Source organism: Pseudoalteromonas sp. NJ631, assembly GCF_000276645.1.
Classification (GTDB): Bacteria; Pseudomonadota; Gammaproteobacteria; order Enterobacterales; family Alteromonadaceae; genus Pseudoalteromonas; species Pseudoalteromonas piscicida.
Genome location: NZ_AKXJ01000014.1, coordinates 48138 through 69541, shown reverse-complemented (window position 1 = coordinate 69541; position 21404 = coordinate 48138). Strand labels below are relative to the sequence as shown.

At 43.3% G+C, this 21404-nt stretch carries 20 protein-coding genes; 4 read left to right on the top strand and 16 right to left on the bottom strand.

Going from position 1 to position 21404, the window contains the following annotated elements:
- Window positions 1-87 precede the first annotated feature (87 nt).
- Both A587_RS0118910 and A587_RS0118905 read right to left on the bottom strand, forming a co-directional pair.
- Window positions 88-2133 (bottom strand): winged helix-turn-helix domain-containing protein, encoded by a 2046-nt coding sequence (locus A587_RS0118910; protein ID WP_017218867.1) that lies wholly within the window; start codon window positions 2131-2133, stop codon window positions 88-90.
- A gap of 349 nt (window positions 2134-2482) precedes the next feature.
- Window positions 2483-2944, bottom strand: coding sequence for an HPP family protein (locus A587_RS0118905; RefSeq protein ID WP_017218866.1), 462 nt, complete (start codon window positions 2942-2944; stop codon window positions 2483-2485).
- Window positions 2945-3054: 110 nt separating this feature from the next.
- On the opposite strand from A587_RS0118905, the gene A587_RS0118900 reads away from it, so the two are divergent.
- A complete protein-coding gene (locus A587_RS0118900) occupies window positions 3055-3585 on the top strand; it encodes a TetR/AcrR family transcriptional regulator (RefSeq protein ID WP_017218865.1) in 531 nt (176 codons plus the stop codon).
- Here A587_RS0118900 and A587_RS0118895 read toward each other — a convergent pair.
- From A587_RS0118895 to A587_RS0118860, 8 genes are all read right to left on the bottom strand, one after another.
- Window positions 3575-3886 (bottom strand): YciI family protein, encoded by a 312-nt coding sequence (locus A587_RS0118895; protein WP_017218864.1) that lies wholly within the window; start codon window positions 3884-3886, stop codon window positions 3575-3577. The genes A587_RS0118900 and A587_RS0118895 overlap by 11 nt on opposite strands.
- 20 nt (window positions 3887-3906) lie before the next feature.
- Window positions 3907-4134 (bottom strand): hypothetical protein, encoded by a 228-nt coding sequence (locus A587_RS0118890; RefSeq protein ID WP_017218863.1) that lies wholly within the window; start codon window positions 4132-4134, stop codon window positions 3907-3909.
- A 138-nt stretch (window positions 4135-4272) separates the two neighbouring features.
- Entirely contained in the window at window positions 4273-5151 is an 879-nt protein-coding gene (gene cyoE, locus A587_RS0118885; RefSeq protein ID WP_017218862.1) for a heme o synthase, read from the bottom strand.
- A 13-nt stretch (window positions 5152-5164) separates the two neighbouring features.
- Window positions 5165-5524, bottom strand: coding sequence for a cytochrome o ubiquinol oxidase subunit IV (gene cyoD / locus A587_RS0118880; protein ID WP_017218861.1), 360 nt, complete (start codon window positions 5522-5524; stop codon window positions 5165-5167).
- On the bottom strand, window positions 5524-6144 hold the full coding sequence (gene cyoC / locus A587_RS0118875) for a cytochrome o ubiquinol oxidase subunit III (protein WP_017218860.1): 621 nt from the start codon (window positions 6142-6144) through the stop codon (window positions 5524-5526). Before cyoC ends, cyoD begins: the two co-directional genes overlap by 1 nt.
- 3 nt (window positions 6145-6147) lie before the next feature.
- Window positions 6148-8130, bottom strand: a complete 1983-nt coding sequence (gene cyoB, locus A587_RS0118870) for a cytochrome o ubiquinol oxidase subunit I (RefSeq protein WP_017218859.1) — start codon at window positions 8128-8130, stop codon at window positions 6148-6150.
- Window positions 8131-8132: 2 nt separating this feature from the next.
- Window positions 8133-8993: a ubiquinol oxidase subunit II gene (gene cyoA / locus A587_RS0118865; RefSeq protein ID WP_442852599.1), complete on the bottom strand. Its 861-nt coding sequence runs from the start codon at window positions 8991-8993 to the stop codon at window positions 8133-8135.
- 362 nt (window positions 8994-9355) lie between these two features.
- Window positions 9356-9787: a hypothetical protein gene (locus tag A587_RS0118860; protein WP_017218857.1), complete on the bottom strand. Its 432-nt coding sequence runs from the start codon at window positions 9785-9787 to the stop codon at window positions 9356-9358.
- Between the two features lie 391 nt (window positions 9788-10178).
- Here A587_RS0118860 and A587_RS0118855 point away from each other — a divergent pair, with 391 nt between their 5' ends.
- The gene (locus A587_RS0118855) at window positions 10179-11813 is read left to right on the top strand and encodes a methyl-accepting chemotaxis protein (RefSeq protein WP_017218856.1); all 1635 of its coding nucleotides are present in this window, start codon (window positions 10179-10181) and stop codon (window positions 11811-11813) included.
- A 79-nt stretch (window positions 11814-11892) separates the two neighbouring features.
- Here the strand turns inward: A587_RS0118855 and A587_RS0118850 are convergent, their stop codons facing one another.
- On the bottom strand, window positions 11893-12357 hold the full coding sequence (locus A587_RS0118850) for an SMI1/KNR4 family protein (RefSeq protein WP_017218855.1): 465 nt from the start codon (window positions 12355-12357) through the stop codon (window positions 11893-11895).
- A 421-nt stretch (window positions 12358-12778) separates the two neighbouring features.
- Window positions 12779-13234, bottom strand: a complete 456-nt coding sequence (locus A587_RS0118845) for a flavodoxin family protein (RefSeq protein ID WP_010375468.1) — start codon at window positions 13232-13234, stop codon at window positions 12779-12781.
- Between the two features lie 81 nt (window positions 13235-13315).
- Here A587_RS0118845 and soxR point away from each other — a divergent pair, with 81 nt between their 5' ends.
- Window positions 13316-13822 (top strand): redox-sensitive transcriptional activator SoxR, encoded by a 507-nt coding sequence (gene soxR / locus A587_RS0118840; protein ID WP_010375466.1) that lies wholly within the window; start codon window positions 13316-13318, stop codon window positions 13820-13822.
- Window positions 13823-13835: 13 nt separating this feature from the next.
- Window positions 13836-15620, top strand: a complete 1785-nt coding sequence (locus A587_RS0118835) for a DUF885 domain-containing protein (protein ID WP_017218854.1) — start codon at window positions 13836-13838, stop codon at window positions 15618-15620.
- Between the two features lie 140 nt (window positions 15621-15760).
- Here A587_RS0118835 and A587_RS0118830 read toward each other — a convergent pair whose 3' ends face one another.
- The 4 genes from A587_RS0118830 to A587_RS0118815 form a co-directional block, all read right to left on the bottom strand.
- Complete coding sequence (locus A587_RS0118830; RefSeq protein WP_017218853.1) at window positions 15761-17920, bottom strand: S46 family peptidase; 2160 nt, start codon at window positions 17918-17920, stop codon at window positions 15761-15763.
- A 151-nt stretch (window positions 17921-18071) separates the two neighbouring features.
- Window positions 18072-18599, bottom strand: a complete 528-nt coding sequence (locus A587_RS0118825; protein WP_017218852.1) for a hypothetical protein — start codon at window positions 18597-18599, stop codon at window positions 18072-18074.
- A gap of 70 nt (window positions 18600-18669) precedes the next feature.
- Entirely contained in the window at window positions 18670-19200 is a 531-nt protein-coding gene (locus tag A587_RS0118820; RefSeq protein WP_017218851.1) for a hypothetical protein, read from the bottom strand.
- Window positions 19197-21260: a T6SS phospholipase effector Tle1-like catalytic domain-containing protein gene (locus A587_RS0118815; protein WP_017218850.1), complete on the bottom strand. Its 2064-nt coding sequence runs from the start codon at window positions 21258-21260 to the stop codon at window positions 19197-19199. Before A587_RS0118815 ends, A587_RS0118820 begins: the two co-directional genes overlap by 4 nt.
- Between the last annotated feature and the right edge of the window lie 144 nt (window positions 21261-21404).

The following is a 21404-nucleotide window of genomic DNA, read 5'->3' as shown; positions in this document are numbered from 1 at the left end:
TATTACTTCTTAATACAAGGTAAGCTTAGCGCTGTAGTCAGGGATAACAGCTGCTATAGAACCAGTTGTTATCCCGAGTTGGGTTATCTACTGTGCTCGAGTGGTATATAAATCACTACTAAACGCTCGAGTACTCGCATAGATTATTTGCCCCTCTTTAACGTCAAAGCCGTAATAACCATCAAAACGCTTTTGACTCAGCAATTGTAATGACTCGTCGTTAATCTTATAAGTAGTTAAACTCGCTTCTTTGTCGTTGGCAGCATACAGTACACCATGCTCGATAACACCTTGATGAAAATGTGTTACCTCCCCAAGTCGCGTCCCATTTTGCATCTGCCCGTTTAATACATCCGCCAACGCAAAACGATAAAGCTCGTTGTGTTGATTGTATGCGTACACAAACTCTCTATCTCCTTTGTCAACCATCAGCTTTACCCAAGGCGCTGATAACTCAGCAACTAGCTGTAGCTGACGATTGTAAATCCTCACATGACGAGATTTGCTTTTTTTCACTGTCACAGCAAATAAAGTGGAGTTTATCCATGATTGAGCAAAGCCATAGCCATCTAAATAAGTTTGCTCAGTGACCTTTCTTTCTTCGCTATCAACCAACCATAGCTGGTGATTATCATGATTTAATAACATCAGTTTATCATCAGGAGAAACCGACATTCCTCGTAATACTGTATGCTCGGCCAACGGGATAACCGGCGTAGCTCGTTGTTGTGGCGCTTGAAAATAAATCGCATTATCACCGGCTCGATTAGAGGTGAAATAAATACCCGATTGCTTGTTTGCAAAGGCTGGCAGCCTTTCGTTACCGTTACTGTTATCTAGCTCAAAACCGGCAAGCTGCCAATTTAAATCGATATTCTTATCATAAGTAGAATACACATAATCCTTTTTGTTGGGATGACGTGCTAACTCACAACAAATTCTATCACTTAAACTTGCCAGCGTACGTTCAACACCTGATTGCAAGTCCACCAGCTGAAGTTGGGTGGGTTTTGAAGCAGAAACCATAATAATTTCTCCCTCCTTTTGACCCCATATACCAAACTCAATTTGTTGTTGCACGTCAGTCATTACCGAGAGGGCTTGAGTAGAGGTATCAAACGTAAACAACTGGCTTACACCTTGACTATTGTGCGCAATCAACAGCAGTTCATTTGAATTGGCCTTGAGATCTAATGACACAAACTGCCAGTCTTCAGATAAAGTCACTGTGACAGGCTCAAGCCCCGTGGCAAAGTCAACTTTATACAGGGTGTTTTTATGTTCATGTCGCCTTGGGTGTCCTAGTAACCAGATTACATCTTGCTGCGTATCATAGGTTAGCTGATGAGACACCAGCTCATCACAGCCAAGTTGCTGTGCCTGTCCCGCTTGCAGAGTATGAGTACCTTCATTAAATGGTACTTTAAACCAACCACAATGTTCCTCAAGGTAACCGCTAAAAATAAGATGGTTAGACGTTTGGGCTATCAAAGATTCAATATAATACTCGCCACTGGATATCTCTTTACCAACGTCATCATCATTGTTACTCAGGTGCTTAACCCAAAGCGCATTTCCCTTGCCTCGGGTATCATTAATAAAACTAACCGTCTCTCCATCTGGAGCCACAACCAGACTTCGCTTAGCACCTAAGACACGGGTTAATACATTATTTTCGCTATAATTTAATTCATTAGCTTCGTTACTGTTCAACATCACAAGCGCAACAACAAGTAAACCCGCCAATACGCCAATCAGCCCCTTAACGGCATAGCTTGGAGTATTTTTGTCTTCAGAGGCGAGGTTAGGATTAGTATCACTACAGACTGTGGCTTCAGCGATAAAGCGGTAGCCCTGTTTTGGCACGGTTTGAATATATTGAGGGAACTTAGGGTCGTCATTGAGTGTTTTACGTAAATTGGCAACGAGCTTATTAATCGCATTATCAGTCACAATCACGCCTTGCCAGATCACCTCTTGTAATTCATCGCGCGTGACAATGCGATTGGGGTTGTCTAGGAGAAAAAGCAACAATGTCACCGTTCTTGGATCTAGCGCTATCACCTGATCATGAGAGGTTAATTCATATGATCCAGTATTAAACTGAAACTCGCCAAATTGAATTCGCTCCAAACTACATCTACTCCATGTAAGATTTATCGTTATTATTATTACCAACAGAAATTATAAGTTGGTTTGGCATCAAACAATTGAAAGTTACTTGTATTGTTAATACATTTTGTACAACTTAGTTTATACCAATTGGGTTAAGTAAACGAGCTATTTTGAAGCATGAGAATAGCGATACAGATAGGAAAAAATATTGCTATTAGGTTGTTCTAAATGACAAATTTATGAAGGTGCTTTATTAAATAGCGCACCTGTTAAGTTGGTGACAAAGTTACGTCCAAACAGAACCTGAAGACGGCAGGCCATAACAGAGGCCCACACGCTAAGCACAGTGATCCTTTTATGGTTACTCTCAGGCAGCAGTTACCGTTGTAAGCTTGCTTTTAGCCACTGAGGTTGCTTTGCCAACCAGCACGAGTACCACCGCACCGATAATCACGGGGGTAAATAAAAAGCCCCACCCTTCTAGAGCCAGCATAATTAGTATTGGATTCGCGCCAGCTGGCGGGTGAGTGGTTTTTGTTATTAACATGCTAAATACCCCCAACCCCGTTGCAAGTGCTAACGTTAATTCGTTCACACCAATATATTGTGCAAAAATAATCCCAATGGTCGCGGTAAGAATATGTCCAAAGATGACATTTTTAGGCTGCGCTAGTGGACTTTCGGGCACACCAAATACCAGCACTGCCGTTGCGCCCAAAGGTGCCATTAAAAAAATATGCTCAGCACTTATCGTTTGACTAAACGCCAATATTGCAATTGCGATAAACGCCCCCGCTCCAGCAATTAAAGCAAGTTGTATTTCTCTCATTGTATTCTTTCCCTTTCCAAGAAGTAGACCAATCTGTCTACCTCGCAAATGGTAGACAAATTGGTCTACTTCTGTCAACCTATAATCACGGTAATAAACATGGCTGACTGATGAGTACAAAAAAACAACAACTAATCGATTGCGCAATGAGACTGTTTTATCAACATGGCATTCATACCATTGGTATTAATGAAGTATTAAAGTCATCTGGTATTGCTAAAAAAACCCTGTACAACCATTTTGAGAGTAAAGAGGCGCTGGTGCTTGCAACACTTGAGCAGCGCCATCACCTATTTATATCTTGGTTATCTCGTTGCCTCGAAAATGCTCAAACGAATGAACAGCTCACAGAGCAGCTATTTTCAGCACTAGATCACTGGATTAATAATAAAGTGGAGGTGCTAGGCGATTTCCGTGGTTGTTACTTTATCAACACGGCGGCAGAATTTGGTGAGCTCACCAGTCCAATTAATCAACTATGCCAGAGGCACAAACTTGCGGTAAAAGCGTTACTTAAACAATCGCTCAACGACGCTGATGATGCCGCTGTCGAGCGCCTGTTTCTATTGAGCGAAGGGATTATTTCAACGGCCTATACCTGTCACGATACGGGCGTGGCCAAGCGGGCACTCAAGAATTAAGATATTTTTCCACCTCTGTAAAGCAAGATGCAAACTTGCTTGGCACAAACTCGATAATGTCATACCGAGCCACTTCGGCGACATAAAAGGGATCTTGACGAACAATGTCAAGTAGCTCAGCTTCACTACTCGCCTTTGCCAAAATAACCCCACCAGTTCGTGGGATTTTTCTGCCAGAAGCGATAAAAGTGCCATTGGCATAAAAACGTTCTAAAAACGCAATGTGAGGGGCAAGCAGCGGCTCTACCTGTTCAATTTCGGTAACATAAGTAAGATTAACAATAAATATTGAAGCTGACATTAAGCTATTTTCCTGTGTGATTATGGTTCTGATTTGGGTGCTTTTTTACGTTGTTCTTGTTTGGCTTTCGCGACATTTTTAAAAACGGGTGGTGGAATAGGAAAAAGAGAAATGAGCGGCATTAAAGCCAAAAATAGATAGGCGCCTTTTGGCATTTTTTTGGCCCATAGCACGACCTTAAAAAGTAAAAAGGACGCGATAAAAATCGCCGTAAATAACAACAATACTTCTGTGATCCCTATATCCATTATTATCTTCTCATCTATTCAATAAGCTGGATATGGAGATAAGATGGGTAAAAAGCAAGCGATGTAAAACAAATAAGATAAGAACGAAAAAAGGCCCTGTGGGCCTTTGGATTTTAGTTACTTTGGGATAATCTGCGATCAGTACAGCATCGCAGAAACTGTGCTGTGATTATCAATCGCCATCGCGATACTTAGGACTGTGATATTGACTATTGAGAATGCAAATACTTGCCTCGCCCAACCATGTAAATCTAAATCTCTTTGGTATCCTTTTAACGCCATCAATAACCACCAAAAACTGGTTGTACAGGCCACCGCCATAAATGCAATGCCGGTATAACCGCTAAGCGGCAGTAACATCACCACGAGTGCATAAATGGCGATATACAAAACAATATGATGCTTAGCCTTTTCAACACCTTGCGCAACTGGCAACACTGAAATATTCGCGGCCCGGTAATCTTCAAAACGGAAAATCGCAATGGCGTAAGAGTGTGGCATTTGCCAAAGACAAAACATCAATAATAAAATGGCAGCGCCAGAGTCAAACACCCCGCTTACCGCGCAGTAACCAACCACAGGAGGCACTGCCCCTGATAGGCTACCAACCACCGTGCCATACACTGAGTTTCGTTTCATGTATAAGCTGTAAACACCGACATAAATAAAAAAACCAAATGCGGCAAAACTCAGCGCAATCCAATTGGTGAAATAGGCTAAGAGCCCAAAGCCAGATAATCCGAGTACCAGACTATGTGACAGTGCAGCAACTGAGGAAATTTCCCCAGTTACTGTCACGCGAGTTTTAGTGCGAGCCATTGCCGCATCGATATCCCTGTCGATGACATTGTTAACTACACAACCTGACGCAACGACCAAAGATAGCCCTAGTAGAGTCAAGGCAAATAGCAGCCAATCAACTTCACCTCGAGAGGCCAATAAAAAGCCTCCTGCGACTGAAATCAAGTTTCCCATAATGATCCCAGGTTTTGTCACCTGAAAATAACGACGCAGCATGACTACTCTCCTGTTAATACATCATCATGGCGTTCGATTCGTAGATGATCCAGACCGACAGCCCCACTACCATCACAATAATCAACGCACTAAAGATAAAGGAAAGCGTGCTTGCCTTGCCTTCTTCCGTAACAAAATTCAGGTGTAAAAAGTACTTTAGGTGCACCCAAATTTGCACTAACGCCGTTGTCACTAACGTCCAGAATGTCGTGCTAGATGACAAGCTGCCACTCATCACGGCAGCAAAAGGAATGGCTGTCAAAATGACGGATAACACAAAACCAATTAGATACGACTTCACACTACCGTGGCTGTCGTGTTCATGCTCATGAACATCCATCTGTGCTAACGCTTGAGATTCACTATGGCTCATTACATTGCCCCCATTAAATAAACAACGGTAAATACACAGATCCACACGATATCTAAAAAGTGCCAGAACAAGCTTAAGCAGCTCAAACGGGTTACCGTTTGTGGCTTAACACCACGACGTGTCACTTCAATCATCATCACTGTCATCCAAATCAAGCCTGCCGTCACGTGCATGCCGTGCAGACCCACCAATGAGAAGAAAGAAGTCAGAAAAGCACTATGCTGCGGTCCATGACCATGTACTATTAAGTGATGGAATTCATACACTTCCATACCAATAAACACCGCACCAAAAGCAAATGTCACCGCAAGCCAAGATAAGGTTTGCGACTTTTTCTGTTTGTTTGCCGCTATCATGGCAAACCCAAAGGTAATACTACTTAACAGTAGGGCCGCGGTTTCAACCGCAACAAAACCCAGCTCGAATATGTCTTTGCCAGACACCCCACCTGCCGTGTTCATGTACAACACAGCATAAGTGGCAAAGAAAGAGGCAAACAACAAACAGTCCGTCATCAGATATAGCCAAAAACCGAATACGGTATTTGAACCTGTGTCATGCTCTGCATGCTCGTGAGCATCTTCTAACGCATGCAGCGTAGCGGGAGTAATTGCACTCATGAATTAACCCTCCTGTAATGCGCGAGAAAGGTGGGCAGACTCAATCTGCTCAATCTCGTCAACCTGAACATAGTAATCAACGTCGCTGGTGTAACAACGCTTAATAAATACCGCGATAGCGCTGACAAAACCCACCGCTGCTAACCACCAAATATGCCAAATCATGGCAAAGCAAAACACGGTCAATGACGCGCTGATAAGCACTCCAGCCGGGGTATTTTTTGGCATGTGAATAGGCTGATACTGTGCAGGCTTTTGATATGCCTGTCCCTGCTCTTTCATTTCTGTCCAAGCGTCAATATCGTCAACCACAGGGGTTTTCGCGAAGTTGTAGTACTGCGGTGGAGAGTCCGTTGACCATTCTAACGTATGCCCATTCCACGGATCGCCTGTGGTATCTTGCAATTGTTCGCGGTTTTTGTAACTCACCACTAGCTGTACCACTTGGAAGATGATCCCAAACATAATGATAAAGGCACCAATACACGCGATGTATAGCCAAATGTTCCACTCTGGCGTGTTGGTATGATTTAGGCGACGTGTCATGCCTAAGAAGCCAAGCACATAAAGCGGCATAAAGGCCACAAAAAAACCAACTAGCCAGCACCAGAACGAGGCTTTACCCCAACGCTCATCAAGCTTGTAACCCATTACTTTAGGGAACCAGTAAGCAAAACCCGCTAGATAACCAAACACTGCGCCACCGATAATGGTGTTATGAAAGTGTGCGATCAGAAAAAGACTGTTGTGCAGCACATAGTCCGCGCCAGGAATTGCAAGCAATACGCCGGTCATCCCACCAACGGTAAAGGTCACCATAAACCCTAATGTCCAAAGAACCGGCACCGTGATCCGCAAACGACCGCGATACATGGTAAATAACCAGTTGAAGAGTTTTACTCCCGTCGGCACCGCAATGACCATCGTCATGACCCCAAAGAAAGCATTAACATTGGCGCTTGAACCCATAGTAAAGAAGTGATGTAGCCAAACAATAAAGCCCAAAATAGAAATCGCACCGCTGGCGTACACCATCGACTTATAGCCAAACAGGCGTTTGCCTGTAAAGGTTGAAATAATTTCTGAGAAAATCCCAAACGCAGGCAAGATCAAAATATAAACTTCAGGGTGACCCCATGCCCAGAACAGATTGATATACATCATGGCATTACCACCGGCTTCATTGGTGAAGAAGTGGAAGTCCATATAACGGTCAAGCGTTAGCATCGCTAGCACCGCAGTAAGAATCGGGAAAGACGCCGCCACTAGGATATTTGCCCAAGTACAAGTCCAAGTAAAAATAGGCATTTTCATTAGCGTCATGCCAGGCGCACGCATCTTAAATACGGTTACCAAGAAATTCACGGCGGTGAGCAATGTCCCAAGTCCGGATATTTGCAGCGCCCAAATATAGTAATCAACCCCGACACCAGGACTAAACGACAACTCCGACAATGGCGGATACGCCACCCAACCGGTTTTTGCAAACTCACCAAATGCCAAGGACAAGTTGATCAGAATTGCCCCGCCCGCCGTCAACCAAAAACTGAGGTTATTCAAAAACGGAAAAGCAACATCTCTAGCACCAATTTGCAGTGGCAAGATGATATTCATCAAACCAATCATAAATGGCATCGCCATAAAGATGATCATGATCACCCCATGTGCGGTAAAGATCTGGTCATAGTGCTCAGGAGGTAAGTAACCGGCAGCGCCGCTTGTGGCCATCGCCAGCTGTGTGCGCATCATGATGGCGTCGGCAAAACCACGCATTAACATAATTAATGCCAAGATAATGTACATCACGCCTAGGCGTTTATGATCGATTGAAGTGATCCAATCGTGCCACAGTACGCCCCATTTTTTGTGTTTTGTGACCATTGCCGCCACAATTAGACCAACAACCGCCACCACAGCTAACGTCACCATAATGATGGGTTCGTGATAAGGGATTGCCTCGATGGATAATTTACCAAACAACGACATAATTACTCCTCAGCTTTGCCGTGATGTGGGTGCGCAGCATGCTCTGGTTTGGCGTAATAACTCATTTCGCCATGGCCCTGCATGTATTTCATAACTATGGTGTGGAATAAGCCCTGCTCTACCGAGCCAAAATATTCAACGGGGTGATATTCCGAAGGCTCAGCCAGTTTCGCATAACGACCTGCGGTTAAGGCTTCGCCGTTTGCTTTGATGTCGGCAACCCAGTTATCAAAACTTGCTTTGTCTTTGGTCGCAATGGCATCGAACTTCATACCCGTAAAGCCCGCTCCACTGTAGTTAGCAGAAAAGCCTTTGAACGTCCCCGGCTCGTTGGCAATCAGGTGAAGCTGTGTTTCCATCCCAGCCATCGAGTAGATTTGGCTACCAAGCTGTGGAATAAAGAAAGAGTTCATGGTGCTTTCGGAAGTGATTTTGTACTCCACTGGTACATTCGCTGGAAACACCAGCTCATTCACTGTGGCAATGCCTTGCTCTGGATAGATAAATAACCACTTCCAGTTTAGCGATACCACCTGAACAGTGAGGTGTTCACCCTTACCTTCCAACGGCTTGTACGGATCAAGTGATTGTGTAGAGCGCCAAGTGATCACCCCGAGTACAATAATAATCACAATCGGAATGGTCCAAACCACGGCTTCTATTTTGTTAGAGTGAGCCCATTTAGGTGCATAGATCTCGTGGTCACGACCGTCTCGGTACTTCCACGCAAAATATAAGGTAAGAATAATAACTGGTACTACAACGAGTAACATCAGTACAGTGGCAATGATGATCAAGGACTTCTCATCCATGCCAATTTGCCCCTTGGGATCTAAAATGCCACCACTACAGCCGGTGAGCATAAGCCCCAATGAAGCGAACGCATAATTCACAACACTACGTTTATTCAATTGATTACCCTTCAACGATAAGCTGCGGCTTATTTATCAAGCACGCTGAGTATCTATTTGTGCAAGCTATGCTGCACAAGTTCGAATTGCACTGTATCCATCAGGGAAAATGCATTAGTGAAGGGAAACGCTCCTTTGATACCAGTCACTAACCATTTACCTAATAATCGATACAGTAAACGGACAATCACATTTGCTAGGCTTACAATTTGCCCTAATAGGACTGTAAGTAGCCGATTAATGTAATTGAAACTGAATTGCTGACTGCTGATCCAAATCGCGTAAATCAAACGCACTGGACTCAAATATTGCGATTACGCAAACAGACAGCGGTACCCAAAAGGAGGAGCACGACAACCATGTGCGCTAGGCACCGGTTGAGGTTGAATAGCCTCAGTAGAGGCGAATGCCGTTTTACGCAGGACAACGCCCGCGCGTGTAGGCAAAATAGTATGGAAAACTAACCAATAAAGACCTATCAATAATTGCAATGACAAGATAGGCTGAGCCAAAAACTCTCCGAGCATCACCAAAACAGAGTCAGGTAGTGAATTATCTGCAAAAAGTGCTTCTAATTCAGCTACATCACCTAGCATGCCAGTGAATAATAATGCCGCGTTAAACATCATCAATGCGCTTAACACACTGAAAATACGACCAAATAACTGCGCACGCGTCATCGCACAACCTTGATAGGTTGTGTCGTTAGTAGTAGCAGTTTGTCGAGCATAGCTTAACAGTGGCACAGATTATCCTGATGTTTTTATCTTGATAGAATTGATTAGTTCAGAACTTTCAGTCTAAACTGAAAATTCGCTGCGAGTATAACAAAGTCGTTATTCGATTCAAGCGATATCTGCAATGATCTATATCAAATTATCTTAATCTACCTCTAACTTTCTTCCTTACCTAAGACAAAATTCTTAAACACACTTATTGGCAATAGTTCTCATTCACAATCATTTACAAAACGTAAATATTAACATTTTGACTATCTATCAATCAGATAGTCAGCTTTATCGCTTAATAGAATATTCATTCTACGTTCATGCTATTTATTTTTGGTTCGTTCTAAGTATGATCCCCGCCAATTGACATCGCTGTCATTTCACTAATCCATTGTTACTAGAGGATCTCATGAAGCAGCTGAATAAACTCCTAGGTTTTATGAAAGTGCCCAATAAACTCAGACTCAGTCTGCTTTTGTCTGTCGTGATCATTGCCCTTGTGCAGCTCTCATCAGCACTCGTTTTACGAGACAGCTTAACGCAAGAAAGACGTATTAATGCAAAAAACCTAATGGAAACCACAGTTGCACAACTTAATATGGTGGCCACCGAGACCTCGCTCACTCCACAACAAAGACAAGAAAAAATAAAAAAGCTCATTGATGCTGCACGCTATGGTGATGCAGGTTACTTCTTCTTGTTTGACTTAAAAGGGAACATGGTAACGCATCCCATTAAGCCACTACTCAATGGCACCTCAATGACTCACCATCATGAACGCTTTATTCGCGAGGCATTCAGCCAGTTCGTCGTCATTGCCAATCAAAATCAACGAGGTTTTGCCCAATATCAATGGCCAAAACCGGGGACAAAGGAGCTTGAGGGCAAGCTCTCTTATATTGCTAACTTAGGGCACTATAACTGGGCAATTGGAACAGGCATTTACCTTCAAGACGTTGAAGAACAGTTTTATGACCGACTCATGTTGATGACTGCTGAAACGCTCGGCTATGCGATATTACTTATTTTCCTCTCTAGCTTGATCAGCAAAAATATTACCAAGCCACTGGATAAGCTCACCCAAACCATGGGACTTATTTCAGCGCAAAAAGACCTTACCATTGCACTGAAAAGCCACGGAAAAGACGAGCTTGCCCAAATGGCTATCGCATTTAATAAAATGAATTCGCATTTTCGTGATGTACTGCATGATATCAACGAAAACACCCATTCTTTGGCCTCCCAAGCAGAGGAATTATCCTGTATTACCGAGCAGATCCAAGCAGGTATTGGACAACAAAGTAGTGAAACAGAATCGCTGCAAAACCGCATGCAGTCGCTTAATCAAGTGGCGCAAGCTGTCAATAATGAGTCAAAGCGTGCGCTTGATAAAGTGACAGAGACAACCACATTGACGACCCAAGGGCTGGCGCATGTAGACGAAAATGTGGCAGTCATAGCGCATGCCTCACGTAGCGTCGACTCAGCGCAACAAGCTGTGCTCGAACTACAACGCTCATCAACCGAGATTGGTGCAGTACTTGACGTCATTAAAAAAGTGGCAGATCAAACTAATTTATTAGCATTAAATGCGGCCATCGAGGCTGCCAGAGCAGGAGAACAAGGTCGCGGTTTTGCCGTGGTGGCCGATGAGGTAAGAACGCTGGCTCAACGTACGCAACAATCTACCGATGATATTCAAGCGATCATTGATAAACTGCACAATGGCGTCGCCACAACCGTTGAAGAAATGGAGAGCTGCCGCGCAGCATCCGGGCAAAGCCTCAAAGTGAGCCAAGAATGTAAGCACGCACTAGAGCAAATCAACCTCTCCATCGCAACCGTGCATGATATCAACGTTAATATCTCCACTTGGAGTGCAAAGCAGTCTGAAGATCTTAATGACATGACTGACAACATCAGTGGCATCGCAGCAGTTGCAAACCAAACCGCTCTCGGCGCTGAACACACCAAAGTATCGAGCCAACAATTAAGCGAAATGTCACAACGACTCTCGCAAATGGTAAATGAATTCAAGGTGTGATCTTACACCTGTTTGCAGACGCGGAAGTGCGTACTTCCGCTGAGAAATGTTGAGTAGCAAGGGGTTTTAGCGCCCCACTCTATGAAGCAGCCTTAGCGCGCTTCAACCACTCTGCCATTGAATTTGATACTTTCTTTACATCACAACCATCATGATAAAATACCCAAACCGAAAAGTTATCTTCAGGGTCTAGATACAAAAAATCACCGTCATCTTCTGCAATAACAAAAGCATTGGCGACTCGACCAATAGCGATCTGTCCTTCAGGCGAATGAATTTCACCTTTTTTAGTGCTTTGTTGATAACATTTTAAGTAAAGCGCGAGTTGCTGATGTGCAGGTGCCTTACCAACACCAATCATTTCAACTTCTTCACTCAATAGTGATTCATCATAGAAAGCCCAGCACCGTCCCTCAAAATCAGGATACTCTTCTGGAAATTCGTTGAAGAAATAGTCCTCACCCGCCTCTATATTTGCAAGAAACGCCAAATATTTTTCTGGCAAAATAATCGTTCTTTCTTTTTGTATCTTGGAGATCTTCATATTTCTTCCTTGACGTTTTACGCTGAGCCACACCAATTTTCCACAGTCAAGACTCAAACTAATAGCACTCTATATATTTTCGGCCTTTGCAAGTACACACAGGTAACAAAACAGCTCGGCGGGTAAACCGTCTCATACTAGACTGGTTTTACTTCGAAGTAGGAGATGCTTTACGCAGCGATCTTTAAAAGCCATTACGCATAATCCCGCCCAATATAACCTGTTTTACTTCGGAATGGGAGGTGCTTTACGCAGCAATTTTTAAAGCCCTTTCCCTCCTCTAAATATAACCCAGTCACAACCTGCTCGGCGGGTAAAAAGCCCCCTACTAGACAGGTTTTGCTTCGGAGTAGGAGCTGCTTCACGCAGCGATCTTTAAAAGCTATCGTCACACAGCCCCACCCAACAAAATCCACTACTATTAATCAGCGTAAGGGTAATGAACATGACGCTGCTCTTGTAATTTCATACCCAAATACTCAAAGGTCCCCACCAGCATCTCAGTAAATGGCGCCGGCGCTTTCTCTTGGCATGAGGTTGATAAAATCGAAAACTGCTTTTCGCGCAATGTTCTTAATTCTGGCTTTAGCGCTTCGATGTCCATAAAGTCGGTTATTCTGTCGATAAATGCCTTCATTCTGGGTGTTACTGCATACCAATAAACGGGAGATGCAAAAATGATGTGCTCAAAGCCAAGCACCCACCTAAACAGGTTAACGAAGTCATCATCGCTGTGAGAGTGTTTGTAGCAGTATTCACCAATTTTATAACGGTCTAAATAGATGAGTTCAGCTCTTTTTTCTTCTGCTAGTGCCTTTGCAGATTGGTAGGTATTTCCATTGGGGTTTGAGCTTGAGTAAATAACGACTGTTTTCATAATGTTCAATTCCGGTTGCACTAATAATAAATTGGGTGCTACCTTAAAACCTCACCTTAAGTTAAGGTAAAGCATTAATTTATGAAAACTGAAAAATTATTACGAGACGAACCGAACCTCAGTGTCGGCAAAGTGGCTCAAAGAGCCGACGTTGCGGTGTCTGCACTGCATTTCTATGAGAACAAAGGGCTTATTCGCAGTTGGCGTAATAACGGTAATCAGCGCCGTTATAAAAAGGATGTGTTGCGCCGAATTGCCATTATTAAAGCTGGTCAAAAAATGGGGATAACCCTAGGGGAGATAAAAGAAACCCTTGATACCCTACCCGATTCAAGAACACCAACCAAAGCGGACTGGGCCAAACTTTCTACAGCCTGGCAAGCAAAGCTGGACGAAAAAATCGCTTACATGCAGCGCTTAAGAGACTATGTCGATGGTTGCATTGGCTGTGGCTGTTTGTCGATGAAATCATGTCCTATCTACAACCCAGATGACATCGTTGCTAAGGAGGCTAACGGCGCTGTGTGGTTGGATGAGCCAGACAAAGCAAATAAAGCGAAATCTTGTTATGATAGCGAAAACCATTAAATAGGACACAATAATGAAAAAAACTGCCTTGTGCATGGCGCTAGCCATGGCAATGGGCCTGACTGGCTGCTCACTTTCTTCTTCGTCTGTCGAGACGACGCCTTCAACTTCACAGCTGGCAGTAGCAAAAAATGCACAATTCGCTGAGTTTTCTCAGCAATTTATCAATGACTTATGGAAGCAGTACCCAGAAGCGTCGCTATGGGCAGGCTTTGGCAAGTACGACGATATTATCACGGTACCAACCCAAGCGACTCGTGATGCAAGTGTTGCCTTCTCTCAGGCGCAACTGGCTAAGTTACAACAGTTCGACCTTGCTAACTTAAGCAATAGTCAAAAAATCGATTATCACTTAATTGAAAATCGCTTAAAACGCGATATCTGGCATATTGAAACCTTCAAAAGCTGGCAGTGGAATCCGTCAAACTACAATGTTTCTTATGGCTTTGCGACGATACTCAACAGCCGCTTTAAAACGGATGACGAAAAGCTCAAGCTCGTTTTAGCACGTCTTCAATATGTGCCAGCGTATTATGAAGCAGCACAAAACAATATTAACAATCCAACGCTTGAATATACTCAGCTTGCGATTGCACAAAACCAAGGCGCATTTAGTGTATTAAACGACGAGTTGCTTGATAAACTCGCTACTTCATTATTAACAGCCGAAGAAAAAGCCCTATTCAAACAGCGCTTCGCTGCCGCGAAATCTGCCATTAATGGATATGTATCTTACCTTAGCAACCTTGAAAAAGAGTTAAGCGAAAGCGGTAATGCGCGCTCATTTAGAATTGGTGAGAAGCTGTACGAAGAAAAATTTGCCTTTGATATTCAGTCTGGCTACACCGCCAAGCAAATGTATGAAAAGGCAATGGCCGACAAAGCCCGTGTTACTAATGAAATGGTTAAGATTGTTGATCAACTCTGGCCAAAGTACTTTGCTGGCAAGCCACGCCCAGAATCTGACATTGATGCGATTGCCACGCTTATCAAGCACCTTTCAGTCAAACACGTAAAGCGTGAAAACTTTGTGAGCGAAATCAAGGCGCAAATACCAGAACTTGAAAAGTTTGTGATGGAAAAAGATCTCATCACGCTAGACCCAGAAAAGCCGTTGGTTGTTCGCGAGACGCCTGAATATATGCGTGGCTTTGCTGGTGCTTCAATCAGTGCTCCGGGTCCATACGACAAAAAAGAGAACACCTATTATAACGTGTCTCCGCTGGACTCAATGAGCGACGAGCAAGCTGAATCGTATCTACGTGAATACAACCACTGGATCCCGCAGATCCTAAATATTCACGAAGCCGTGCCAGGTCATTACACGCAGTTAGTTTACTCTAACGAATCTCCGTCTTTGGTGAAGAGTATCTTAAGTAATGGCGCGATGATTGAAGGATGGGCAGTATACACTGAGCGCATGATGCTAGAAGAAGGCTATGGTAACTTTGAGCCTGAAATGTGGTTAATGTACTACAAGTGGAATCTACGTGTGATCTGTAACACCATCCTAGATTACGGTATCCAAGTAAAAGGAATAAGCAAAGAAGAAGGCTTAGATCTGCTGATGAATGGGGCTTTCCAAGAGCGTGCAGAAGCCGAAGGTAAATGGCGCCGTGCAACCTTGAGCCAAGTACAATTAACCAGCTATTACTCTGGTTATCGCGAAATTTACGACTTCCGTGAAACGCAAAAACAAAAGCTTGGAAAGGAATTTGACTTAAAAGCATTCCATGAAGAATTCTTAAGCTTTGGTAGTGCTCCGGTGAAGTATATCCGCCAATTAATGGCGAAGTAACATAATAATGCCAGCCTAATGGCCGGCATTATTTTTTCGAAAAATTGATATCTCCCGTAGGTCGGCCTTTAGGCCGACTAACGTTTAAACCCAAAGGCTACCCTTTAAACATTGGGGGGATTGTCGACCTAAAGGTCGACCTACTTTACTATCTTCATTTCATCTAGCAGGTTTTGCGCATTATCAACCTTATCCATTACCCATAACATGTAACGCGAATCAACATGGATTGAGCGGTTTAGGTTTTTATCGTAATCCCAGTCACCAATAATGCTTTCATATACACCGTCAAACAGTAAACCTACTAACTCCGCTTTCCCGTTTAAAGTTGGCGAGCCTGAGTTACCACCTGTGGTATCCACGTTAGAAAGGAAATTCACCGGTACGGTATTCATGCCACCTGTATATTGACCATATACTTTTTCGCGGATCAACTGCAGTTGCTTTTTCGGCGCGTTAAATGGTTCAACATCAGTATTTTTAGCCAGTAACCCTTCAAGTGAAGTAAATGGCGTTGCCACTAAGCCATCTTGCGGTGAATAGCCACCTACTGTACCGTATGTGACGCGGAGAGTGCTGTTAGCATCTGCATAAACTGGCTTATTTTGCGACTTGTTGTAAGCAATAATAGCTTCCATTAAGGCAGGACGTGCAGATTGCTGCTTACCAGCCAATTCTTTTTCTTCATCTTCGATTTGCTTCATCACTGCAAAAATCGCTTTTGCATATTGAATGAATGGATCAGAGCTTTGATTTAACTGCTCAAGCTCTAAGTCTAACATCCAAAGACGGGCTTTTTCATCAGCAAGCTTAGAGTTAGCATACATCTCATCTAGCAGCGCTTGGTGTTTTGCTTTATTGAAGCCGCTTTCAAGTTGCAGCTGCTTATCAACTTCAGCTAAACGCGCTTCTTTTGGCAAGGCTGCATAAAGCTCCATGAAGTAAAGCATAATCGCTTTATCAACTGTTTCATCATAGCGGCGCGTCATACGCTGAAGCCCCGCTTTGATTTTTGGCATATCACGTTCTTGATAGCCACTTTCACGCTCAGCATCAGGTTTTTGTTTTTCAACCGCCAAGCGATACAGCTTGCGCGCTGTCGACATCATTTGCGAACGGTGGATATAGCCAACCATCATATCACGCTCATAATGAGCTTGAGATTGAGCAACCAACTCGCTCAATTCGTTTAGTACAGCACCATACTTTGCTTTACGATCTACTTCGGCATTAATCCAAGTGCTAAGATCGCGCTCAAATTGCTGCTTGCGGCTGTACATACTGCCTTTTTTGAAGCTCTCAATCATAGAGCCATAGTTTTTAATGTAGTTGTTGTAACCTGCAATGGTGCTTTCATAAGCGATACGAGCTTGTGAACCTTCTGGTGCATTTTCTTCAATCAGTGCCACATACTTTGAGTTATGTTTACGTACCATGGGGTAAACCGTGTTAAACACATAATCTACTTCAGAAGCGATACGATAACGGTTGGTACGACCCGGATAACCCGTCACCATTACAAAGTCGCCCTCTTGCACGCCTTTTGCACTCACACTCAAGAATGATTCAGGGTTATAAGGTACGTTATCTTTAGAAAACTCAGCGGGTTTACCATCTTTACCCACATATGCACGGTAAAAAGCAAAATCGCCAGTGTGACGAGGCCACATCCAGTTATCAATATCGCCGCCATATTTGCCCACGCCCATCGCTGGCGTGTATGCCAGACGGACGTCTTTTATCTCTAGCGATTTAATGAGGTAATATTCCAATCCACCATGAAAGGTATAAACATTACAGCGATAGCTTTCATCTTGCTCACACTCGGCAACAAGTTGCTTGCGCTTACTGTCAATGGCATCAAAACGTGCTTTACCGGTCAGTGAATCAGTACCGGCATTAACTTTATCCGTTACGTTCGATACTTCTTTTGTCACATAAACGCGTGAGCCCGGTGCCGCTGGTAAGTCTTCACTTGGCTGTTTTGCTAAAAAGCCATTCTCAAGAATATTGTTATCTGTTGTTGAATTGTATTGAATAGAGCCGTATGCACAGTGATGATTTGTCACCACCAGACCTTTAGGAGAGACAAATGACGCCGTACAGCCACCTAAGCTAATCACCGCATTCATCGGGAACTCTGTGAGTTTAGAAATTGACTTAGCATCAATCTCTAGTCCTTTAGACTTTAAAATAGATTCAAGTTCAGGTAGTTGATGTGGTTGCCACATGCCTTCATCGGCAGCAACGTACTGAGAAAAGGCCAACACCATGGCCGCGGAGATAGCTTTAATACGCATATTCCAATCCTAAATGTTATATTATTTTAATTGCGGTCAGTAATGTGACCCAAGATAGTGCCAAATAGCAATTTATTTCGGTGGAATTCGATAAACCGATGTAAACAACCATGCAGAAAGTACCAAGATAAAACGCCTAGTTTTCACTTTTTTAGCGAAACATATCATCGGTTAATTCAAAGGGTTCCCAAGTCGCTTGTGCTGAACCAATTTCTTCTAAAATGCGTCCTTCCACGCCATCAAACGGTGCATTAGAAATCCACATTTTTACTTCGCCCTTTTCACCAAAACCAAAGATAATATAGGGCTCAACATCGGTTTCTGTTTCGCCTGTGTAATGAGTAATGCTAGGTAAATTACCCGCGATTTTGTACGCCTTGTCACGCTGTACAGTTAACGCTGCACGATAGTGTTTTCCCTGCTTATAATCCCACCACTGCGCTTTTACTTTATATGGGATTTCAGCTCCCCAAAATGTCCCACTTCCTGCGGCATTTCCCCAACCCCCCCCTACCGCACCAGCAGGGGGAGAAAATTGTTCGTCAAATATCAATTTCACCATCAAATCGCTTTTTTCATACGCAGATATAGCTATATTTAATTTTTCTAGCTCGGTATGTGAAGAGCAACTGCAAAGCAGTATTACTGCCAGTAAAACGGTATAGAACTTATTGTTCATCCTTTTCTCCAATTCGAACATCCCTAGTCTCATTCGTTTTAGATATTAACTTTGGATTGTGGGCACTTATCTAATTAAACATCTCATCGGTTAATTCAAAGGGTTCCCAAGTCGCTTGCGCTGAACCAATTTCTTCTAAAATGCGCCCTTTAACTCCACTAGCAAACTGAGAATTAGAAATCCACATTTTTACTTCTCCCTTTTCACCAAACCCAAAGATGATATAAGGATCAACATCGGTCTCCGTTTTGCCTGTGTAATAAGTCACGCTCGGTAAATTACCCGCGATTTTGTACGCCTTATCTCGCTGTACCATAAACACAGCACGATAATACCTGCCTTGCTTATAATCCCACCATTCTGCTTGAACTTTATGTGGGATCTCAGCTCCCCAAAATACTCCAACTTTCTGAGCATTTCCCCAACAGCAACCTATTGCGCCCGCTGGGGGGGAAAACCTATCATCAAATATCAATTTCACCATCAAATCGCTTTTTTCATAAGCGGAAATACCTATATTTAATTTTTCGAGCTCGGTATGTGAAGAGCAGCTACAAAGCAGCATTACTGCCAGTAAAACGGTATAGAGCTTATTGTTCATCCTTTTCTCCAAATTGATTTATTTCCATTTTTATACGCTTTCCACACTCGCACCTGCGGTAGCGCTTTTGCATTATTGTAAAACATTTCCCTTTGTCCATTTTCAGTCACGTACTTTGCTTTCGTTTCCTCACCGTGAGCCAGTTTATCCGTAGTTCCCGTAAACCGAGAACTAATATGAATATAATGCTCGTATAACTTCTGCCAAGCTTGGCTTGTTGGCCCAGCTTTAAGAGCCTTAGGTACCAAAGTTGCGACCTCATTGCTAAGTTCATAAGGGTAGATACTTTGAAGACGCGCCATAGCTCTCAGCGGAACGCCATGTTGAACCGCCTCGTTATACATTTGGTGCAGTCCAAAATGGGCGAGGGTATTATCTATTTTACGTCTCCAAACGGGCCGGTATGTGGTGTAAAAATCCTTGTCTCTTCCCGAGCGACTTGCGCCATATCTAAGTCTTTTGAAGCGATAGACCATATCCACATTAATGCCAGGCCACTGATATTTATGTTCAATTGCCAATTTTGCCTGTTGTACTTTTGCTTCATGCTCTGGATTTCCGGGAATACCACGAATGCGCTTTAAAGGATACTCAATATCAATACTGATAGGGGCATACCCGCCCCCAATATCAGAATGAACGCCTGGCAGATAATCTTCTTTATGGTTAGCAAACAAGCTGCCATCTTTATTTTTTAACGAGCTTAGCGGAAATTTATCGCGCCGCTCATCCCAAGCCGTTAAGTGATACACAGCCCCTGCGCTGGCCTGATTGAGATCGAGTCTAGCCGCCTCCTCTAACTCATCTCTGGCATACAGCTCACCATGATCATTATCTCCATCCCCTCCAATAGACGCGACGGTATCGAAAATACCAACAAAGCGAAATACCACCTCTTTATTCGCTAATTTAGTATCTTGCTTTTCTTTCATTCCATTAACCAGATTAACAAACGCTCTTGCTGCCGCTGCACCACGACTAAATCCAAAGCAATCTAGCAGTACATTTTGGCAAAGTTCAAAATCATAACTCTGTAAAAACGCACATAGCTTCGAACCAGCCTCAACTAACCTTTCATCAAATGAATAAGCGACAGCTAAATCTACGATTGAATCTTTCTTTCCCGCAGCTGTACCAACTCCTTCAATATAAACTGAAGTGGTAAACTTACCTTCATTTTCATACAACTCATGGAGCTTAGCGATATTCGTCGGCTCTTTATCATCAAAGGGGTCCAAAATATCGTTGTACTTGTTGTTGCCTGTACCATCAAAGAAGATCCCGATGCTCGGAGGCTCGCTAATAAAATATAGGTGTACATTACCCTCGCCTGAAACATTGTGTTTAATCAGCTGCACTCCGCCCTCAGCGCCAATCTTAAGTGCTTTTACTTTTTCTATATCAAGTAAGTCAGCATATGGCACATTGTTAAAAAGCACCTGCTCCGGCACACCTAAGATTTTTGCTTTTAGACTATAGCTGCCATCTTCACTCAACTTTCCGAATACGAGAGGCGTTTGCGTTGCCCCTTCAGAGGCTCTCGACAACGTGGGGGTATCAGCGCCTTGGATCACAAAACTCACCGCCAACTCTCCCTCCAGCGACACCAATATGCGCTTTTCAGCCACCTCAGGTGATTTATCGACGTTAATCGAGGCCAATACCTGTTCAACCGGTGTTAACGGGTCTAATTGGCTTGCGCCAATGGGCTGATTAGGATCAACCCCACCACTGCTTGTAAAGGCATTGTTTCTAATCTCTGCTTTGAAATAAGACTTGCGTTTAACGATGATTAGCTGCTCTTTAGAACCGGCAGCACTGCCAGACCTTACACTTTGTAAGCCCTTTTTGGTCTTTATAAAAACACGAGTAAATTCGTCACGCTTAACATGGCGCCAATTATGTCTTTGTTGCAATACTATCCAATCACTGGCATGAGGCTTAAGTTGCGTTCTAATTTCTGACGGTAAATGAGCGGTTGTGGTATGGGGTGGTAAGACTTCCAGCTCATCGATTTGTTGGTCAATCAACCAATTATGTTTTTCTTCAACTATTTTCATCCTTGTTCACCAGAGTTAGTTTTTTATATCATCCTTTCGCATTAAAACAGGCTAACATTTAACCACTCAATTGGTAAATAAAATTTAATAAAATCGTAAATAAAACGTCTTATGACGATAAGTTTTCAACGTCTGGGTCTTTGC